The sequence below is a fragment of the Enterococcus sp. DIV0574 genome, from assembly GCF_051711125.1.
GTDB lineage: Bacteria > Bacillota > Bacilli > Lactobacillales > Enterococcaceae > Enterococcus_D > Enterococcus_D gallinarum.
Window position 1 is genome coordinate 2,069,336 of sequence record NZ_JBIOMA010000001.1, and the last position, 20,466, is coordinate 2,089,801.

Annotated in this window: 16 protein-coding genes; 2 read left to right on the forward strand and 14 right to left on the reverse strand. The window is 39.6% G+C overall.

Annotation, left to right across the window (positions count from 1 at the left end):
* Window positions 1-13 precede the first annotated feature (13 nt).
* Window positions 14-880 (forward strand): NAD-dependent epimerase/dehydratase family protein, encoded by an 867-nt coding sequence (locus IGJ45_RS10015; protein ID WP_003126237.1) that lies wholly within the window; start codon window positions 14-16, stop codon window positions 878-880.
* A 166-nt stretch (window positions 881-1,046) separates the two neighbouring features.
* Here IGJ45_RS10015 and IGJ45_RS10020 read toward each other — a convergent pair whose 3' ends face one another.
* The 6 genes from IGJ45_RS10020 to hprK all read right to left on the reverse strand — a co-directional run bounded on the left by IGJ45_RS10020 (window position 1,047) and on the right by hprK (window position 6,158).
* On the reverse strand, window positions 1,047-1,727 hold the full coding sequence (locus tag IGJ45_RS10020) for a YtxH domain-containing protein (RefSeq protein WP_003126236.1): 681 nt from the start codon (window positions 1,725-1,727) through the stop codon (window positions 1,047-1,049).
* 14 nt (window positions 1,728-1,741) lie between these two features.
* Window positions 1,742-2,167, reverse strand: a complete 426-nt coding sequence (locus tag IGJ45_RS10025) for a DUF948 domain-containing protein (RefSeq protein ID WP_003126235.1) — start codon at window positions 2,165-2,167, stop codon at window positions 1,742-1,744.
* 173 nt (window positions 2,168-2,340) lie between these two features.
* Entirely contained in the window at window positions 2,341-3,261 is a 921-nt protein-coding gene (gene galU / locus IGJ45_RS10030) for a UTP--glucose-1-phosphate uridylyltransferase GalU (protein ID WP_003126234.1), read from the reverse strand.
* Between the two features lie 18 nt (window positions 3,262-3,279).
* Window positions 3,280-4,302 (reverse strand): NAD(P)H-dependent glycerol-3-phosphate dehydrogenase, encoded by a 1,023-nt coding sequence (locus IGJ45_RS10035; protein ID WP_409531782.1) that lies wholly within the window; start codon window positions 4,300-4,302, stop codon window positions 3,280-3,282.
* Window positions 4,303-4,376: 74 nt separating this feature from the next.
* Complete coding sequence (gene lgt, locus IGJ45_RS10040) at window positions 4,377-5,207, reverse strand: prolipoprotein diacylglyceryl transferase (RefSeq protein ID WP_103299686.1); 831 nt, start codon at window positions 5,205-5,207, stop codon at window positions 4,377-4,379.
* A 15-nt stretch (window positions 5,208-5,222) separates the two neighbouring features.
* Entirely contained in the window at window positions 5,223-6,158 is a 936-nt protein-coding gene (gene hprK / locus IGJ45_RS10045) for an HPr(Ser) kinase/phosphatase (protein ID WP_003126230.1), read from the reverse strand.
* A 161-nt stretch (window positions 6,159-6,319) separates the two neighbouring features.
* Here hprK and IGJ45_RS10050 point away from each other — a divergent pair, with 161 nt between their 5' ends.
* On the forward strand, window positions 6,320-8,020 hold the full coding sequence (locus IGJ45_RS10050; RefSeq protein ID WP_349703764.1) for a M3 family oligoendopeptidase: 1,701 nt from the start codon (window positions 6,320-6,322) through the stop codon (window positions 8,018-8,020).
* 227 nt (window positions 8,021-8,247) lie between these two features.
* On the opposite strand, the gene IGJ45_RS10055 is transcribed toward IGJ45_RS10050, so the two are convergent.
* The 8 genes from IGJ45_RS10055 to pstB (IGJ45_RS10090) all read right to left on the reverse strand — a co-directional run bounded on the left by IGJ45_RS10055 (window position 8,248) and on the right by pstB (IGJ45_RS10090) (window position 20,462).
* Window positions 8,248-14,127 carry a bacterial Ig-like domain-containing protein gene (locus tag IGJ45_RS10055; RefSeq protein WP_438768675.1) on the reverse strand — a complete coding sequence of 1,960 codons (5,880 nt, stop codon included), beginning with the start codon at window positions 14,125-14,127 and terminating at the stop codon, window positions 8,248-8,250.
* A 28-nt stretch (window positions 14,128-14,155) separates the two neighbouring features.
* The gene (locus IGJ45_RS10060; protein ID WP_081131622.1) at window positions 14,156-14,881 is read right to left on the reverse strand and encodes a LytTR family transcriptional regulator DNA-binding domain-containing protein; all 726 of its coding nucleotides are present in this window, start codon (window positions 14,879-14,881) and stop codon (window positions 14,156-14,158) included.
* A gap of 602 nt (window positions 14,882-15,483) precedes the next feature.
* Window positions 15,484-15,843: a phage holin family protein gene (locus tag IGJ45_RS10065; protein ID WP_003126225.1), complete on the reverse strand. Its 360-nt coding sequence runs from the start codon at window positions 15,841-15,843 to the stop codon at window positions 15,484-15,486.
* Entirely contained in the window at window positions 15,843-16,148 is a 306-nt protein-coding gene (locus IGJ45_RS10070; RefSeq protein WP_003126224.1) for a PspC domain-containing protein, read from the reverse strand. The genes IGJ45_RS10065 and IGJ45_RS10070 overlap by 1 nt, the downstream gene beginning before the upstream one ends.
* A 51-nt stretch (window positions 16,149-16,199) precedes the next feature.
* Window positions 16,200-17,768, reverse strand: coding sequence for a daptomycin-sensing surface protein LiaX (liaX, locus tag IGJ45_RS10075; RefSeq protein WP_005471173.1), 1,569 nt, complete (start codon window positions 17,766-17,768; stop codon window positions 16,200-16,202).
* Between the two features lie 407 nt (window positions 17,769-18,175).
* The gene (gene phoU, locus IGJ45_RS10080) at window positions 18,176-18,853 is read right to left on the reverse strand and encodes a phosphate signaling complex protein PhoU (protein ID WP_003126222.1); all 678 of its coding nucleotides are present in this window, start codon (window positions 18,851-18,853) and stop codon (window positions 18,176-18,178) included.
* Window positions 18,854-18,865: 12 nt separating this feature from the next.
* Window positions 18,866-19,624 (reverse strand): phosphate ABC transporter ATP-binding protein PstB, encoded by a 759-nt coding sequence (gene pstB, locus IGJ45_RS10085; RefSeq protein ID WP_003126221.1) that lies wholly within the window; start codon window positions 19,622-19,624, stop codon window positions 18,866-18,868.
* Between the two features lie 31 nt (window positions 19,625-19,655).
* Window positions 19,656-20,462: a phosphate ABC transporter ATP-binding protein PstB gene (gene pstB / locus IGJ45_RS10090; RefSeq protein ID WP_003126219.1), complete on the reverse strand. Its 807-nt coding sequence runs from the start codon at window positions 20,460-20,462 to the stop codon at window positions 19,656-19,658.
* Between the last annotated feature and the right edge of the window lie 4 nt (window positions 20,463-20,466).

Sequence of the window (20,466 nt, forward strand, 5' to 3'; positions counted from 1 at the left end):
AAGGAGATGGATTATGACGCAAAATGTATTGGTTTTAGGTGGGACACGCTTTTTTGGCAAACATCTCGTCAATGAACTGCTTACACAGGGTGCGAACGTAACGATTGCTACTCGTGGAAAAACACCAGACTCATTTGGTCCAAAGGTAACTCGATTGATTTTTGACAGAGAAGATGAAGACAGTATCCGATCTGTTTTGACAAAAGAAACTTATGATGTGATTTACGATAATATCGCCTATACCTCCAATGATATTGATATTTTGATGCGTCATGTCACTACCGAACGCTATATTGTCACAAGCTCTATGTCTGTTTATCCAACTTTCCATGACAATCTGGTCGAAAAAGATTTTGATCCAACAGCACATGCTTATCGTCTTGTGACCTCAGAACAAGTGAACTATGCAGAAGGAAAACGCAGTGTCGAGGAGATTTTAAGCCAAAAATACTCACAAAATTCGGCATTTGTCCGCTTTCCTTATGTGGTGGGAATTGATGACTATACCAAACGGTTGTCTTTCTATATTCAATCCGTTTGTCAAAAAAAAGCCATGTTTATTGACAATCTTTCCCATCAAATGAGTTTTATCGATTCTAAAGAAGCAGGAAAATTTTTAGCATTTTTAGGAACCAGTTCCTTTACAGGACCCGTCAACGCTGCTGCTAAAGGTACCCTCTCACTGGCAGAAATTTTAGCTTATGTCTCAAAAGAGACTGGCATTGACCCACTTTTATCACCTACCGGAGAAGCCGGGAAATACAATGGCACGCCAGAATATTCGATAAATGTAGCACTAGCTGAAGCAAATGGCTTTCAATTCTCCCAACTATCTGATTGGATCTACTCACTATGTGATCAAGAGATCAAAAATGCTTAACTATGTGCGCCTTCGCTAAAAAAAACACATCCAAACTAGAAATAAATGCGTCTGTGATCTGTTTGATCGCAGGAACCGTGTTGTCACGGCTCGGCATTTTATCTTCGTTTGGATGTTTTTTTGCTACCGATTAAAAGCAGCTCCTTTAACTTTCAAAAGAGAAAGATTATGCTTCTGGATTATTTTTTTCCATTTTATCTTTTAATTCTTCTTTGACTTCTTCAAAATCTTCTTTCGCATCTTTGGCTTCTGATTTTGTTGTTGCTTTTACATCAGCCGCTTTTTTATTTGCTTCATGTTTCAATTCGTTTGCTGCTGATTTTGTTTCTTTTGCAGCATCATCTACGATTGGTTTGGCCTCTTCTGCCCCTTCTTTTACCGTTTCCTTCATGTCTGCAGCGGAAGATTTTGCATCAATAAAAATGTCTTCTGCTGTTTCTTGGACGTCTTCATGAAGATCACTAGCAGAATTTTTGACTTCGTCAGCAGATTTTTTGAAGCGCTCAGATAAATCTCCTGCCTGTTTTTTTAATTCTTCAACTGTATCGCTAGAAGAACTAGCTGCATTATCTTTTAAGTCATCTACTTTTGCAGTCAATGAATCAGTAAAACCTGAAGCTTGTTCGCCAAGTTTAGCTGCTTTATCTTTAGCGATCTCCACTAAATCGGTACTTTTATCTTTAGCCATATCACCATAATCAGAAGCTTTATCCAATAAATCATCGGCTTGTTTGGCTAGTTTGTTTCGCAAGTTTTTACCTGACTCGGGTGCTAATAACAGGGCTGCTACCGCTGCTGCTGTCCCACCAATTACTGCACCTAATAGAAATCCACCTTTTTTACTCATTGAAATTCCTCCTCTTATTGTTGTTTGTTACGGTCTTTGAAAAATTTCATTGCTGTTTGACCTACTTTACCAGCAACAGTTGCTTTAGCCGTTGTTCGACCTAAACTGCCAACTCGCGAGACCAAGTTCTTTCCTGAACTATTCAATTCAGAGACGCTGGTACTTAAATCTGCTACTGCAGTAAAGAGCGGATCAATGGTCGCAACTTTGCCATTTACATCCTGCAGCAATTCATTGGTCTTAACCAACAATCCCTCCACTTCTTTTGAAAGGATATCTACGTCTTGGGTGATGACTCGAATCGTGGTATTGGCTTCTTCCACTGTTTTGTCCACTTTGGTCATCGTTTTGCTTACTTGCATCAATAATCGTACAACAAAAACGACAAGTACGACGAATGCAATCGCAGCGATCAATGCTGCAATCTCTCCTCCTGTCATAAAATGTCTCCTTCCCCTTTTACTTATATTAAGAATAGCATTTCAAACGGCGTTCTACAAATAAAAGACTAGCGAATTTTGTTTTTTTTACTAAAATCTATCCGCTTTCATACAAAACCAAAAAAATGCCGAACAACTTTGATTGATCGTCAGTTGTTCGGCAAGCGTTCTTCTTACTTGTTCTCTTTTGTTGGTTTTGGCTGGGTTGCTGTTTTTTCAGTTGGTGTTAATTCTTTACTCAATTCAATCAAGTATTCTTTTAGACTGTCTTTGACTTCTGGGTGTTTCAAGCCATATTCAATGCTTGTCTTCAAGAAACCAAATTTATCACCAACATCATACCGTTTACCAGTAAATTGGCGAGCAAATACGCGTTGTGTTTTATTCAACGTATCAATAGCATCAGTCAACTGAATCTCATTGCCGGCACCTGGTTTTTGATTAGCTAAGATATCAAAAATTTCTGGGGTCAACAAATAGCGGCCAATAATTGCCAAATCACTAGGCGCTTTGTCTGGAGCAGGTTTCTCCACAAAGTTCTTCACGTTGTATAATCCTTTATCAACTTGCATGCCAGGATCAATAATCCCATATTTTGATGTGTCTTCATGCGGAACATCCATCACAGCAATCGTTGAAGCATGCGTTGTTTCGTAATCATCGATCAATTGCTTCGTTAATGGGACTTCATCTTCCATCAAGTCGTCGCCAAGCATTACCACGAAGGGCTCATTTCCTACAAAGGCTCTTGCTTGTAGGACAGCATGCCCTAACCCTTTAGGATGTGATTGACGAATGAAGTGAAGATTAACATCTGTGGTTTCTTCGACCAATTTCAATAATTCAGTTTTGCCTTTTTCTTGCAGATTCATTTCTAGTTCTAAGTTTGCATCGAAATGGTCTTCAATTGGGCGTTTTGCTTTTCCGGTAACGATCAAAATATCTTCGATCCCTGATTGTAAAGCTTCTTCAACAATAAATTGGATCGTTGGTTTATCAACGATCGGCAACATTTCCTTAGCCATTGCTTTTGTTGCCGGTAAAAAACGGGTCCCTAATCCTGCTGCTGGAATAACTGCTTTTTTTACATTCATTTGTCTCTCTCCTTATCGTTACTTTTCAAGCGTAAACTCGTTCTCTTCTTTGCCATCTCTCAGCATGATTTCTTTGGCTGCTTGTTCAATTGCTTTTCCTTCATAAAGAACGGAATATATGGTTTCGGTGATTGGCATTTCAACACCTAAAGCTGCTGCCAGTTCTCGCGCTGCTTTTGTCGTCGCTACACCTTCAACGATCATTCCCATGTTTTCTAATACTTCATCCAAACTGTGTCCTTTACCAAGTAAGTTTCCCGCACGCCAATTTCGTGAATGAACACTCGTACAAGTCACAATCAAATCACCAACACCACTCAAACCGATAAAGGTCAATGGATTGGCTCCCATAGCTACTCCTAGTCGGCTGATTTCAGCTAACCCGCGGGTCATGATCGCCGCTTTTGCGTCGTCTCCAAAGCCTAAGCCAGCAATTGCTCCCGCACCGATTGCGATAATATTTTTTAATGCTGCACCAGTCTCAACCCCGATTACATCATTGTTCGTATAAATACGGAAATAGTCATTCATGAACAATTCCTGCACATATTTTGCTGATTCTTCATTTTCACTCGCTGCAGTAATGGTAGTAATATCATGGACAGCCACCTCTTCTGCATGAGAAGGTCCAGATAACACAACAATATCTTGTCGTTTCTCTGTAGGAATCTCTTCTGCCAAAATTTCAGATATTCTCTTGTGACTTCCTTGCTCTAATCCTTTCGATGCATGGATGATCACGGGACGATTGGTTGCCTTTTCGGCAAACTCTTTAGCGACCGCCCGAATTGCTTTCGTCGGTACAACGAAAAGAATGGCATCTGCATCAGTGATCGCTTCTTCAAGAGCCTTAACACCTAAAATATTTTCTGGTAGCTTCAAATCCGGCAGATAATGACGATTCGTATGGTACGTATTGATTTCATCGATTTGAGCTGGATTGTTGCCCCAAATTTTCACTTCATGACCATTCTCGGATAACACTTGCGCAAGCGCAGTCCCCCAAGAGCCAGGGCCTAATACGGCTATTTTTTGTTTCACGATGGAAACCTCCTCTGTTCATTTACAATAAAACTTCACTCAATCATTTTACCATAGTTGCCGAAAAATAACTGCTAGATTACATATTCATTTTCTCCATAGGAACGGTTATAATCTTTTACTTTTGTTTTTTTACGGCGCCAGATCAAGACGATGATTGCACCAAAGAATAACACAGCTGATAAGACTTGCGATACTCGGATCGGTCCAAACAAGTACAAACTATCCGTTCTCATTCCTTCAATGAAGAAGCGTCCAAAACCGTACCAGATCAGATACCCTAGGAAGACTTCGCCTTCTTTTAAAAGTCCTTTTTTCTTACGGAGTAAGACCAAAACAATAAAACCTAAAACATTCCAGACAGATTCGTATAAGAATGTTGGTTGTCGATAAGCTCCATCGATATTCATATTATCAATAATAAAATTAGGTAGATGGAGACTTTCTAGAAAGGAACGGCTGACTTCTGCGCCGTGAGCTTCATGATTCATGAAATTCCCCCAACGTCCAATTCCTTGTGCCAACAACACGCTAGGTGCTGCAATATCCAAAAAGGTCACTGGTGAAATAAAATTGCGTCGGCAAAAGAAATACAGCCATATTCCTCCAGCGATCAAAGCCCCATAGATTGCCAATCCCCCAGAACGAGTATTGAAAATTTGAATTGGATCTTTCAAATAAGGTTCTAAATCAAATAGGACGTAATACAGTCTGCCCCCGATAATTGAAACTGGCAAGCCAATCAACATAAAGTCCGTTACATCATCGGCCTTCAATCCCACACGGACTGCTTCTCTCGTACTCAACCACATCGCAATGATGACACCGGAGACAATAATGATCGCATACCAATAGATCGGCAGACCGAACAACTCAAAAGCAACACGATTTACTAAAGCTAACATATAAACTGTTCCTCTCTAATTTCCAGAATTTTCTTCGATCAACTGTGTCAATCGATTCTCAAACGTTTGTGTCGCATCATAACCCATTGTTTTTGCCCGGAAATTCATGGCTGCAACTTCAATAATGATGGCGACATTTCGTCCGGTTTTTACTGGAATCTTGATTTGCGGGATATCTACTTCACCAATCTGAACAGTTGTATCATCCGTACCTAAGCGATCATATTTTTTATCTTTAGCCCACGCTTCAAGGTAAACTGCCAACTGCACTTGCATATAGCCTCTGACTGCACTGGCACCAAATAAGTTCATGACGTCGATAATTCCGATTCCGCGAATTTCAATTAGATGTTGGAGGATTTTGGGCGGTTCTCCCACCAGTGTCAGTTCATCTTGCTTATAAACATCTACTCGATCATCAGCAATCAGCCGGTGTCCACGCTTGATCAACTCTAATGCCGTCTCGCTTTTCCCGATGCCACTATCTCCTTGAATCAAGACACCTAATCCATAAACATCTACCAAAACTCCATGTACGCTTGTTCGAGCTGCTAATCGTCCATCTAAATAGCTCGAAAGTTCACCTAGCAATCGTGAAGTTGAAATAGGCGAACGCAAAATTGCGATATTGTGCTCTGCACAAGCTTGGATCATTTCCTCTGGGATAGCCAATCCTCTGGAAACAATGAATCCAGGTGTATCTTCTGAACACATTTTACGCAAGACCATCAACCGCTCTTCCGGCATCATTCGTTCAGCAAAAGTAATTTCTTTACTTCCAAATAGTTGTAATCGATCATGGGAATAATAATTGAAATAGCCGGTCAATTCCAACCCCGGTCGCGAAATATCCCCGGTGATGATTGTCCGTTCCAAACTTGTTTCATCCCCTTGGACGATCTCTAAGTTCAAAGCCTCAGCCAACTCATTGACCTTGACGGTTTCTGTCATAATAGTCCCTCTCTTCATCTCCATTGATTCTTCAGCTGCTTCTTTTTCGCAAACTGTTCCTCTCTATTTTATCATTCTATCTTAAAACTTACTACACGTGTTATTGGAACTACCTATTTCTTTTTATTTTATGCTATTATTTTTAAAGAGGAGGGATTTAATTGAAATTTTCAGACTATACTTACGTACGACCAGATTTTGATTCTTACAAACACAATTATTTGGAAGCGTTACACAACCTTGAGGAAGCAGCCAACCTTGAATCTGCGAAAGCAGCCATCGATGAATTGAATTATTTGCGGGGAACGATCGACACGGCAGTCAACTTGGCTTCAATTCGACACTCAATTGATACGACGGATCCGTATTATGAAGCAGAAGATACATTTTGGAATGAGTACCAGCCTCATTTTGAATCACTGGATTTTCGTTTCTACCGTTGTCTACTCGCTTCACCGCTAGTGGAAGAATTAAAAACTATCTATCCAGAAACGTTCTTTTTATTTGCTGAAAGTCGCGTGAAGTTATTTGATGAATCACTGATCGAATTATTCCAAAAAGAGAATCAACTGACTTCTGATTATGGCAAATTGATTGCTTCCGCCCAGCTGGAGTTCCAAGGAGACAGCTATACCCTTGCACAACTACGCCCTTTTACTGAACACAAAAATCGTGAAATTCGTTTGGAAGCAATAAACATTCAAACAACATTTTTTGCTGAAAATGAAACGACATTCGACACAATTTATGATGAATTGATCAAAGTGCGTACAGAAATCGCCCATAAATTGGGCTTCGAAAATTATGTTGCTTTTGCAGATGTCCAAATGAACCGCTGGGATTATGATCGCAAAATGATCGAAACCTATCGAAAGGAAATTTTAGAAAAAGTTGTCCCAATCACTCAAAAGCTGTATGCCCGCCAAGCAAAACGTAATCAGCTATCAAAAGCCACTTTTGCGGATTTGCCATTGGTCTATCCGAACGGAAATGCAACACCGAAAGGCACCGCAAACGAATTAGTGGAGAAAGCCCGTACCATGTATCATGAACTGTCTCAAGAAACAGGTGAATTCTTTGACTTCATGGTTGATCATGAGCTCTTGGATCTTTTAAGCAAAAAAGGCAAGCAATCTGGAGGTTACTGTACCTTTATCCAGGAATATCAATCTCCTTTTATTTTTGCGAATTTCAACGGGACTGCTGCTGATGTAGATGTCTTGACTCATGAAGCTGGTCATGCATTTCAAGCGTTTCAGTCTCGTTGGATCAAAGAGCCAGAAATTCTTTTTCCAAATTTCGAGTCTTGTGAGATTCATTCCATGTCAATGGAATTTATCGCTTGGCCTTGGATGGATGCTTTTTTTGAAGAGGAAACTGCAAAGTACAAGTTCGCTCATCTGGCTAGCAGTCTACAATTTCTACCTTACGGCGTGTTAGTTGATCACTTCCAACAAGAAGTCTACGAAAATCCTGATTGGACTCCAGAGCAACGCAAAACTTGTTGGAGAGACCTGGAACGCCGCTATTGTCCAGAACGTGACTACAGTGAATTTCCTGATTTGGATCGCGGGCTTTACTGGTTTAGACAAGGACATATTTTTGAGTCACCCTTTTATTATATCGACTATACGTTAGCTCAAGTTTGTGCCTTTCAATTTTGGTATCGTTCGATCGTAGCCCAAGATCCTACTGCTTGGCAAGATTATTTGGCCATTTGTCAAGTCGGCGGTACACAAACATTTCTTGAAATTCTCGAAACAGCTCACTTACGTTCGCCCTTTGAAAAAGGTGCGTTAGATGATACTCTGAAGGCTGTTGATGATTACCTAGAGAATGTTTCCGAAGAACAACTAAACTAGACCACACAATCCACGGAACGAACGAATCATCATTGATTTGTTCGTTCCATTTTTCATTGCAGTCCTTTAAATAAACGACATGCAGTCACGAACTAGTCAACCAGGTACGTTAAAAGAATAGTCAGCTCTTTTTTTGCCAGCTGCTAGGACTAACTTACTAAGGACCAACAAAAAAGCAACGAATACTCGCTGCTTTCTTGCTTGGCTATTGAGCCAATTTTATAAGCTTATTCGTTCGCTTTTTTCTTTCTTCTAAAGAAGAAGGTAACAACAAGCCCAATGAATGCAATTCCCACTAATGGATAAACTTGATTGTCACTCGAACCAGTTTTTGGCAAAACTCGCTGTTGACGATCTTTAGCAGTTGCTTTGACCAGCTTACTTCCATCATTTGACTTTGGATCAACTGGTTTAGTTTGATCGTTGTTGTTAGATTTTTTTCCATCGTCCGTTGCTGGTTGTTTTTCGATCACTTGAATCGTAGCCGTTGCCGTAACAGCCAATTGTTTGGTTGTCCCAAATATGCGCTCAAACAGCGCTGGATTTGCTACTTTCTCATCTGAAACAACAGAATAGTTCACCTGATAAGTACCGACCTTGCTGGTATCAACAGATCCTTCAATAAGAAGTCGTTCAATTGATAGGGTATTGCCCTCACGATCAGTTGCTGAAACAAAATTGTTCTTAGCCTCCCATTGATCGCCTACATACACTACTGAGTCCTTAACAACTACGCTTGTTTGATCTGCTAAAACTGTGATCGTAGCTATTGCTTCAACTTTACCATTGCGGTAGCTGATTTCATATTTGCCAGGTGTCGTAGTATCGACATCCCCTGTTATATCCAATTCAGCTACTGACAACGTTTTTCCCTCTTTATCCGTCGCAGAGACAAAGTTATCTTCTGCCTGCCATGTGTCTCCTACGTAGAGCGTACTATCTTTGGCTACCACGGTTGCTTGATCAGACACGACGGTAATCGTTGCCACTGACTCGGCGTTTCCATTTTTGTAGGTCACTTGATAACTACCTGCTTTTGAAGTATCAACATCGCCGCTAACAGTTACTTCTGAAAATGTTACGTTATTGCCTTGTTTGTCCGTCGCAGAAACAAAGTTGTCCTCAGCTTGCCATGTGTCTCCTACGTATAAGGTGCTGTCTTTTGCTTTGACGCTTGTTTGATCTGCTAAAACTGTGATCGTAGCTATTGCTTCAACTTTACCATTGCGGTAGCTGACTTCATATTTTCCGGGTGTCGTAGTGTCTACCGTACCTGTGACGGTTACATTAGCGAATGATACTGCTTTTCCGTCTTTATCTGTGGCGGATACAAAGTTGTCTTCCGCCTGCCAAGAATCTCCCACATAGAGCGTACTATCTTTGGCTACCACGGTTGCTTGATCAGACACGACGGTGATCGTTGCCACTGACTCGGCGTTTCCATTTTTGTAGGTCACTTGATAACTACCTGCTTTTGAAGTATCAACATCGCCGCTAATGATTACTTCTGAAAATGTTACGTTATTGCCTTGTTTGTCCGTCGCAGAGACAAAGTTGTCCTCGGCTTGCCATGTGTCTCCTACGTATAAGGTGCTGTCTTTTGCTTTGACGCTTGTTTGATCTGCTAAAACTGTGATCGTAGCTACTGCTTCGACTTTTCCATTGCGGTAGCTGACTTCATATTTTCCGGGTGTCGTAGTGTCTACCATACCTGTGACGGTTACATTAGCGAGTGATACTGCTTTTCCGTCTTTATCTGTGGCGGATACAAAGTTGTCTTCCGCCTGCCACGAATCTCCTACGTAGAGCGTACTATCTTTGGCTACCACGGTTGCTTGATCAGACACGACGGTGATCGTTGCCACTGACTTAGCTGTTCCATTGGTATAGGTCACTTGATAACTACCTGCTTTTGAAGTATCAACATCGCCGCTAACAGTTACTTCTGAAAATGTTACGTTATTGCCTTGTTTGTCCGTCGCAGAAACAAAGTTGTCCTCAGCTTGCCATGTGTCTCCTACATACAATGTGCTGTCTTTTGCTTTGACGCTTGTTTGATCTGCTAAAACTGTGATCGTAGCTACTGCTTCGACTTTTCCATTGCGGTAGCTGACTTCATATTTTCCGGGTGTCGTAGTGTCTACCGTACCTGTGACGGTTACATTAGCGAGTGATACTGTTTTTCCATCTTTATCTGTGGCGGATACAAAGTTGTCTTCCGCCTGCCACGAATCTCCTACGTAGAGCGTACTATCTTTGGCTACCACGGTTGCTTGATCAGACACGACGGTGATCGTTGCCACTGACTTAGCTGTTCCATTGGTATAGGTCACTTGATAACTACCTGCTTTTGAAGTATCAACATCGCCGCTAACAGTTACTTCTGAAAATGTTACGTTATTGCCTTGTTTGTCCGTCGCAGAGACAAAGTTGTCCTCGGCTTGCCATGTGTCTCCTACATACAATGTGCTGTCTTTTGCTTTGACGCTTGTTTGATCTGCTAAAACTGTGATCGTAGCTACTGCTTCGACTTTTCCATTGCGGTAGCTGACTTCATATTTTCCGGGTGTCGTAGTGTCTACCGTACCTGTGACGGTTACATCAGCGATTGATACTGCTTTTCCGTCTTTATCTGTGGCGGATACAAAGTTGTCTTCCGCCTGCCAAGAATCTCCCACATAGAGCGTACTATCTTTGGCTACCACGGTTGCTTGATCAGACACGACGGTGATCGTTGCCACTGACTCGGCGTTTCCATTTTTATAGGTCACTTGATAACTACCTGCTTTTGAAGTATCAACATCGCCGCTAATGGTTACTTCTGAAAATGTTACGTTATTGCCTTGTTTGTCCGTCGCAGAGACAAAGTTGTCCTCGGCTTGCCATGTGTCTCCTACGTATAAGGTGCTGTCTTTTACTGAAATACTGGATAAATCTTTTTCTGGTGTGATTCCAATAGATATCTGGTTACCCGTTCGATTGACTTTTACATCCATACCAGATTGAATATCTTCTGGAACAACATATCCTTCAGGAACTTTTGAAACGTATATCTTGTATTTACCTGTATAAATATCTGTCAACTGTGACTCGCCTACTTGATCAGTGGTGGTGTTGATCACAGTTCCAGTCAACTGATTGATTAACATTAATGAAACTCCAGCAATCTTTTTTGTCGGCCTTTCTGTATCAAAGACATCAAGTAAAGCAGACGTTTTATAGATAATCCCTTCCGAATCACCTGCTGAAAATTGCAGATTTGCGATAGTGGATGTCGCGGTGCGCTTTGCTTCGGACAATGTATCAATCGTCTCGGATGAGATGGTGGCTGATGCAGAAATTTGACCAGCGTTTTGAGAAAGGACGGTATAGCTGATCTCCACGTTCTCCTTAAGCACATAGTTTGCAAAAACCAGCTGAATCTCACCATTAACTTTCTCTACTTTATAACTATCATCAGGAACATTTGAGATTCTGATGGAGTTTGGATCGATTTCTCCATTGGTGTTACCAATAGATTTTAAGCTGAACGTTGGATTTACAACTTTCTTTGTTCCATCATCAATGTTTTTCGTTTTCACAGTGACTTGGGTTACGTTTTTTGCGCTAGTAACTGTCCTTTGACTAATATCGATAATGTCTGTTGCGGTATTAGAGACAGTGACCGTCGATGACCCTTGTTGATTACCATACAGTGGTTCTTTAGAAAATCCCGGTATCAGAATTGATTTCATTTCCTGCCAACCATTTGCATAATGATAGGCAATGATGTATCTGTGATTAGTTGTCCCAAAATCGAACGTATAATAATTCGTCGCTTCATCATGCGTGATGGTAGGGTAATTCGGATCTGTTTCTTTCATGACTTGCGTATTGTATTGCCCCCGATCCCAGTATTGAGGATAAATCCCGTCCACTTGATCATTGGAGACATCGATAATGGAAAATACGACATCTGTATTCATTGGTACATGTGTTTGTACCTTCAGATCTTTGATGGTATCTTGCCGGGCATTAACTAAAAATTGATTTTTGCTTCCTTGCAACGTTTGTTCTGAATAGTTTTTTCTTCCAGTGGTAACTGTTGTATTGACAGTATCCAAGCCATCCGCTGAGATACTAATCGGAATTTTATCTACTGGGATCCGCGTTGTAGAAGCGAGACTGTCTGGCACATAATTAAATCCAATGTCAAATTGAATTGAACGATTGATTGGCGTAATAAAAGTAACTAAGGACCCTCCCTCAACCTTCTCGATACGGTAATCTTGATCGATCTTGTAATAATAGTTCACTTCTGGAACTTTTCTAAGTGTCAAATAATCTGGATGTTCGACGAAGATTTTAAGATTTTCGACAGGTTGTGTTGTGCTTCCTTCAACGTTGACTGAAGTATCATTTGCATAGGCACCATTTTGGTTGTAGTTCCCCCAAGCTGTCTCAGCTGAATTAGGATATAAAACTGAGATCGGTTGTACATAATCATCCCCAATCACTTTGAATTTTTCATTGGGAATCAAAGGAGTCGTGACATTCATGACGATGTCTTTTTGATCAAAAGGAACCGTAAGATGAATCATGGAAAATGCTAGGTTACTGTCTTTGGTTGCCGTCAAGGTCAACATGCCGTTAGAATTTTCGACTTTAAAGTATTCATCTAAAGGTACATTTTGATAAAAAGCATCATTGACCATTAGTTGCTTCACTGTAAGTTCCTGTCCATTTTCAGCGGATATCGTTATCTGCTGTCCTTTTTTCATTTCAGTTGGCATGCCATGTAATGTTAAATAGTAGGATCCCTTTTCATTGGAATATAAATTTCCACCGGCAACAGCTGTATAATACCTTGATGAAATTTCTTTTTCAGTTTGACTAGTTTTTGCCACAAAAGAAATTCCACGGTACTTCCCAGCCGATGGTTCAAGATTTACTGATCCAAAACCGGTGGTTGGATAGTTTTTGTAATAAGAATACTGATGGTCACTAATTTCAGATAAGCTCATCGTGAATTGATAGACAACACCATAAGCCTTTTGCTGATCCATTTGTTTGATCTCAACTGCTGTATTTTGTAAGTCATTAGCTGTAATTGTATAATCTGTGCCAGCGACTAGCTCCGTTTGCGTTTCTGGCTTGATATTTCCTTTGATATCTACATCATAGCTATAAACCTTTAGTGGTTGCGATTCTATTTTTTTGAAAACTGCTCCTGGGATGTCAATAAGTTGCAAAGAGAGTGTTTCCGTTCCCGAGAGCTTGCGGTCTAAATTATAATACACTGTACCATCTAGACCAAAAATGTTTTTTTGTTGCTCGTACTTCAATGATTCGACATCTTCATAAAGATCGATCGCATAACTGGTTTTATTTAGATCATCAATTGTCACTTTGATTTGCGGGGTACTTTCTGAATAAAGATAACTCTTTAATTCAAGGGAAAATGTTGCATCGTGGATAGCTTGATTAAAAGTGATCGTTACTTGACGATTGGCACTGTCTACTTGCCAAGTCGCATCGATGCCTTGAATCGTCCCTTGATTATCGGTAAATCCAAGGGTGTCCGGCAAACTAAAAACAACAGTTGTTCCAGCTAAGTAATCTTCGTCAATGATTTCAAAATCCAATTTTAGTTTAACTGGTGTATTATTTAGCACTCTTGTTTCCTGTGTTTGGCTGTACTCTTCATCAGCCATCGTAAGCAGTGTTCCTTTCTTTAAAAGTTCTTGCGCCTTTATTTGTCGATTGGAACGAGAAGCATTTTCTTCTTTCTTAGCTATTTTGGGATCAGTAGAAGATTTGTTGGTTTCAGTTTCTGCAACACTAGAATCTTTTATACCTGATGTTTCCTCACTTTGATCCACTTCGTTCTCTTCACTGGAAGAAGTATCAGCTTCTTCTTGACTACTAGCACTTGAAGTGAATGAGGAAGCTTCTTTTTCAGATGAAGCCAAGATAGGATCTTTTTCTTTGTCTATTTTACTAGTTGTTTCAGCTGGCTGATCAGCCTCAGATGTTTCAGCAATCACCAGTATTGGCGTTGTGATCTGGGTAAGACTCAACGCAATAACAACCATACTTTGTTCTATTTTTTTAGTGATTTTCTTCATTATTCTCCTCCAATTTATATATGTATTTTTAATCAATCGCTTTTCTTATTTTCTTACCCACTTCTAATTCTTCACCGCTAAAAAAAGAAAGAATGTTGTTTGTTCGATCAATTTTCCTGATTTGTCCTGTATTGATAATGTAGGATTTAAACACTTTATAATAAGCGGGTAGGTCCAATTGCTTGATGACTTTCAAGGACATCTCAATGTATTCGATCGACTTCTTTTGGTGAAGAACGATTTGGTTGCGCTCTTCTTTGACCGTTGTGATATAGTTGATTGATTCTGCATCCATAACGATCAATTCTCGTTTGTTTTCAAGCTTTAATAAGTGCTTTTTGCCTAATAATGATTGCTTTACTTCTATTGCTTCAATTAACAAGTTTCTTAGTTGGTGTTTAAACGCTTCTTTTGTATCAATGATCCCTAATGGGCACAGGAGGTTCATTTTTTTCATCTGTATCTTTGAAGCATCTATTCCATAAAAAGCTATTTGACATTTTTTACATTGGCTTCTCAATCTTCCTGCTAATTGAAAACCTCGATCATATCCTTTCATATCAGTGGAAAATAAGAATAAATCATTGATATCGGTAAGGTGTTCATTAATAAAACGCTCAAATTGGTCCGGCAGGAAAATTTCTACTGAAGCACACGGAAGTTGGCATTCTTGGATCGCTTTTTTTAGCCACTCTCCATTAAAAAAATTATCATCTACTACATAAACAGCAAAGTTGCTTAAATTTGCAGACATCTAAGTTCTCCTTTTTTACATCATTTTTAATTGTATTATTAATCAAAAATGCCCGCTTGCACTTTCAAGCGCATTAAAAGAACCTTTGTGCAAAAATTCAGCTGTATTTAAGAACAATGTAACTATTCACTTAGTTAGTCATAGTGGATATTCAGCAAGAATTGTTTCCGTAGATTTTAGAATGGTACTCTAGCGTGGGCGGCTTAACTGCTTAGACTATTCGTTTTAGTGAATAGCTATTAGTCAAAAAAGTGGTGCGATGATACTGCTCGTATTCCCATCGATCCCCTTCATAAAATACTACTTCTATCAATATTTATCACTGCGAAACAATAACAAATGGAACTAATAGACACGAGTATTTTCACAGATTTTTCTACTCAATTTAACATGACACAGCTAGATGAACATGACAAAAAATGGTTATTTCGAAGAAATAATTGGCGGATTTGTCTTTCTTTTATAAATATTACAAAAAAAGATGTTTTGCTTTTCTTATTATTACAGTTTGTTTGTTCACATTGTTCTTTAATATTAAAAAACAAAAACATCCACACGTTCTTTCAACATAGCTAGCTATGTATCAGAAACGTGTGGATGTTTTATTTTGTATATTTTTCAATATGGTGTTCAGTCACAATCATATTGATCACTGACATAATCAAAGCAACCAGAATCGCTGCACCAAATGAGGAAAAGCCAAAGTTAGCAGCTCCTACAAAAGTTGAAGTCAAATTTAGCATTAAAGCGTTGATGACAAAACTGAAAAGCCCAAATGTCAACAGCGTTAATGGAAATGAGATGATACTCAAGATTGGTTTGATCAACGCATTTAAAATAGAGAGAACAAAGCTGGCTACTAATGCCATCATGATGCTACGTACATGGACCATGTTTGGCAGCAATACTGCCAGAGCAACAAAGGTGAGTGTATTCATTATCAGTCGTTGAAAGTAGGACATTAGAAGTCACTCCAGTCCTCATCCTCGACTTTATCTGCTTCTTTGCGCGGACGATTTGTTTCTTTGTTGTTCGCTTTGTAGTACTGATTGTCGTGTCCATATCCACCAGAGCTTTTGCGTCCAGAAGGGATCAAGATCGCCATGATGACATAAAGGGTGATCCCAGGGAAACCAGCTGTCACTAATGATAGAAAGACATAGATCACACGGATGATCGTTGGATCGATTCCTAAGTATTCTGCTAAACCTCCCAGAGTACCTGTAATCACTACATTATTGGTTGATTTCGTTAATCGTTTGTTCATTTACCTTCACCTTCCTTCTGACAATCTATCTATAGATCTGATGGAATCAGATTATTGTTCTGTGTCTTTGATAAAGACATTCCCAGTCGTTGTTGAAAGATCGACTTGTGCTACTTTATCAGCTACGCGGCGGAATTGCAATAATTGGTTCATACGTTCTTTTTTCTCACGCACGATTTCAAAATTGCTCAGCCGTTGATTGATACTTCCTAAGCTGGTTTTTGCCAAGCCTTCAAATCCAACTGATTGTGGTAATGCTACTTTGACATTTCCGTTGACTGAGCTAGCATTTAATTTTTGTAGTCGGTCTTCTTTGTAAGTGATTCGGATATTCCCGTTCACTAGAGAAATTCCAGTATTTTGTGGTGTCGCGGTAAGAGTAACATCCCCATTGACAGTTTCAATGATAGCATCAAGGATATCTCCATCTTGAACCAAGATATTTCCATTGACACCTTCAATCTCCAACATCGTAGCATCTACTTTGCGGAAATCGATCGTACCGTTGGTTGATTTCGTATAAACATCTCTTGCCACCAATTCGTCAAATGTTACATTCCCGTTCAACAATTTCACTGCAACATGATCATAGGTACGTGTCGGCAGATAGAAAACCAGATCAGCGCGGATACGCTTGTTTGGAATTTGGAATGAAATGCGTTCATCGTCAACATCAATTTGGCTTCGTGCATCAAAAGCATCGAAAGGTGTTGCAGCATCCATTTTACCATAGAGTTTGATTTTAGCATCCACTTTCACACCCGGTTGATCCCACAAGCGGAATTCAACATTTCCGTTTGCTAATTTCACATCGATCAATGTTGCTTCTGTTTCAGCATATTCAAAGGTATGTTCAAATTTCGTTGCTGCTACTCCTGGAACTTTCAGATTGATATCTTTCCATTCCATGTTGTCATTCACTGATTCTGAAACAGCACGAACTGTTTTTTTCAAGAATTGGCCAAATTGAGTACCTGCATCAACCATTTTTTCACTGACTTGAGTAAATGTATCAGAGGCTTGTTCTTTCCAGTCATCTGGAATATCAAGTTTTTGGCTGATTTTTTCTTTTGTTTGTGACCATTGGTCTTTGCGAATATTTTTCAACTTCGCATCCAATGTCGCTTTTTCTTCGCTCAAACTATCTAATGAATCTTCTAGAGAAGCGATTGTCGCTTCCGTCTCTTGCCGTGTTGCAAGTTCTTCTTCAGATAATTGATCCAATTCCTCTTTTGTGTTCAATTGCATGAGGACTTCTTGTGCTTCTTTCAGTTCCTCTTTTACACCTTGAATTTCTACATTGATCTCATCTAATTCAGCAGAAGCTTGGTTTGCCTCAGTTGCCAATCCGTCCAAGATTTTTTCAAGATTTTCTTTATCTTGTGCTTCATTTTGACGAAGTTTTTCTTCACCATCAAAAGAAGCTTCTTCTTTCTCGTGGGCTTCTTCAACTTCTTCAAAAAAGTCATTATTTGTCTTATCAGCGGATACTTCAGCTGCAGCTTTGTTGATTTGATTCTCGTCTTTGGCTTTTGCCATTCCTTCCAGCAAATCCAATGCTTCTTCTGTAGAAAGCACACCTTTTTTCACTAAATCCAATACACGTTCTCTTTCGTTCATGGAAATTGCCTCCTTCAGCAAATTTTTGTTTGCAAGTTTAGCTTACGAACCTATTATGCCTGTTTTTCCGCAAACTGTCATAGGTCTTAAGTACCAAGTTTTTATCAATCCGAAGTTCTTTCAATAAAAGAGTAATTGTTCTGCTTGAAATCAGAGAAGATGATTCTTTGTGAAAGGAAAACTTGTGCTTATCAGCTTTATCTAAAAAACTACAAAAAAACTGTACTACAGAAGAACAGAATAGCGCAGGAATAACCTCACACGTTTTCCAATAGTTTATCCATGATCCCAGATCAATGATACGCTATTTTTCATCTCTCTTCTTACAGTACAGTCCATACAATAATAATATACATTCATGTGAAAGCTGATGAGCTAAATCTATATTTTGAACAAAGATATGCTCACTACATCAGCTCAGAACGATTACTATTTAACTCACTGATCTTACCAGTAGCCAAATAAACGATCCATTCGCAAATATTTGTGACATAATCACCAATCCGCTCGAGATATTGGGCCACAGAAAGATAATCCGTACCACTGACAACTGTCTCAGGATTGGCTTTCATGCTATCGATCGTTTTATAATAGATATCTCGATAGTAATCATTTACCCGCTCATCCATTTGTGCAATCATCCGGGCGTCTTCTTGGTCCGTTTTTACATAAGCGACCAAAACATTGTCCACCATTTTTTTGACATAGTCAGACATATCGGAAATTTCTTTCTCAATCTCTGCAATTCGGGTCTCGCCTTTAACACGAATCGTTGACTTTGCGATAGATACCGCGTGATCTCCCATTCGTTCCAAATCGGAACTAGCTTTCATCACAGTGATGATCATTCGCAAATCAGTCGTTACAGGTTGTTGCAAGGCAATCATTTCGAAACTTTTCTTCTCAAGTCGAACTTCCATATTGTTGATTGCTTCATCGTTTTCTATTACTTCTTGAGCGATCTCTTTATCATGCTTCACATAAGCACGAACAGATTTATGGATCGCACTACTTACAAGCATCCCCATTTCATAAAATTGATTGTGAAGATTCAGTAATTCTTCTTCAAATTGTGTACGCAACATTGCTTTTTCCTCCTAACCAAATCTTCCTGAAATATAGTCTTCTGTTTCTTTCTCCCTCGGACTTAAGAATACTTTCTTGGTATCATTGAATTCGATCAAGTTGCCATCTAAGAAGAAGGCTGTTTTGTCAGAGATTCTTGAAGCTTGAGACATGTTATGAGTCACAATGATCATTGTGTATCGTTCTTTTAGTGTCAAAAGGGTATTTTCGATTTTACCTGATGAAATAGGATCCAACGCACTGGTTGGTTCATCTAATAAAATGATTTCCGGATCGACAGCCAATACTCGGGCAATACAAACCCGCTGTTGCTGGCCGCCAGACAAAGAAAGCGCACTTTGATGAAGCTTATCTTTGACATCATCCCATACTGAGGCAGCTTTCAAGCTTTCTTCCACGGTTTTATCGAGAATCTCTTTGTCTTTGACACCCTTTAATTTTAACCCATAAATAACGTTTTCGTAAATCGAAAAGGGAAATGGATTCGGTTGTTGGAAAACCATACCGATTTCTTTCCGTAAATCTACTGTATCTTGTTGCGGACTGTAGATGTCTTTTCCTTTATATACGACACTCCCTGTGATCGTGACACCAGGAATCAAATCATTCATCCGATTCAACGAACGAAGATAAGTCGACTTGCCGCAGCCGGAAGGACCGATCATTGCAGTAATTTCTCCTTTATTGATGGAAAGATCGATTCCTTTTAGTGCTTCTTTTTTTCCATAATATAAATGCAGATCTTTTGATGTGATAATTTCTTCTGCCATTTCTTAGCCTCCGTTTACTGATCGGATCAGATTAGCCAAAGTGACCTGATACATAATCTTCTGTTGCTTGGATTTTAGGACGCGTGAATATTTTTCGTGTGTGATCATATTCAATTGCATTTCCCAAGTAAAAGAACGCGGTATAGTCACTGATCCGTGCAGCTTGCTGCATGTTGTGCGTCACGATAATAATCGAATAATCTTGCTTTAAGTTGACCAATGTTTCTTCAACCGTTCCGGTAGAGATTGGATCTAGCGCACTCGCTGGTTCATCCAAAAGTAAAATATCCGGCTTCATAGCGATGGCACGAGCAATACACAGACGTTGTTGTTGCCCCCCGGACAATGCTAAAGCACTTTTATCCAGGCTGTCTTTGACTTGATCCCACAGAGCGGCTTGTTTCAAACTTGTTTCAACGATCTCGTCTAATTTCTTCTTGTTCTTTTCACCATGACGACGCAAAGCAAATGCGATATTGTCATAAATTGATTTACTGAAAGGATTTGGACGTTGAAAAACCATACCAATCCGTTTGCGCATTTCATAGACATCGACTTCTTTCGTATTGACATCGACACCCTTGTACATAATTTGACCCGTTACTTTCGTATTCGCAATACCATCGTTCATGCGATTCAATGAACGAAGATAGGTCGATTTCCCACAACCAGAAGGTCCAATCAATGCGGTAATTTTGTTTTTTTCAAATTGCAGATCGATTCCTTTGATCGCTTCATTCGTTCCATACCATACGTGCAGATCATTTGTATAAAGAGCGACGTCTTCTGGTCGATCAAAGGTAATGATATTGCGTTCTTCCCAATTATAATCATTCATACAG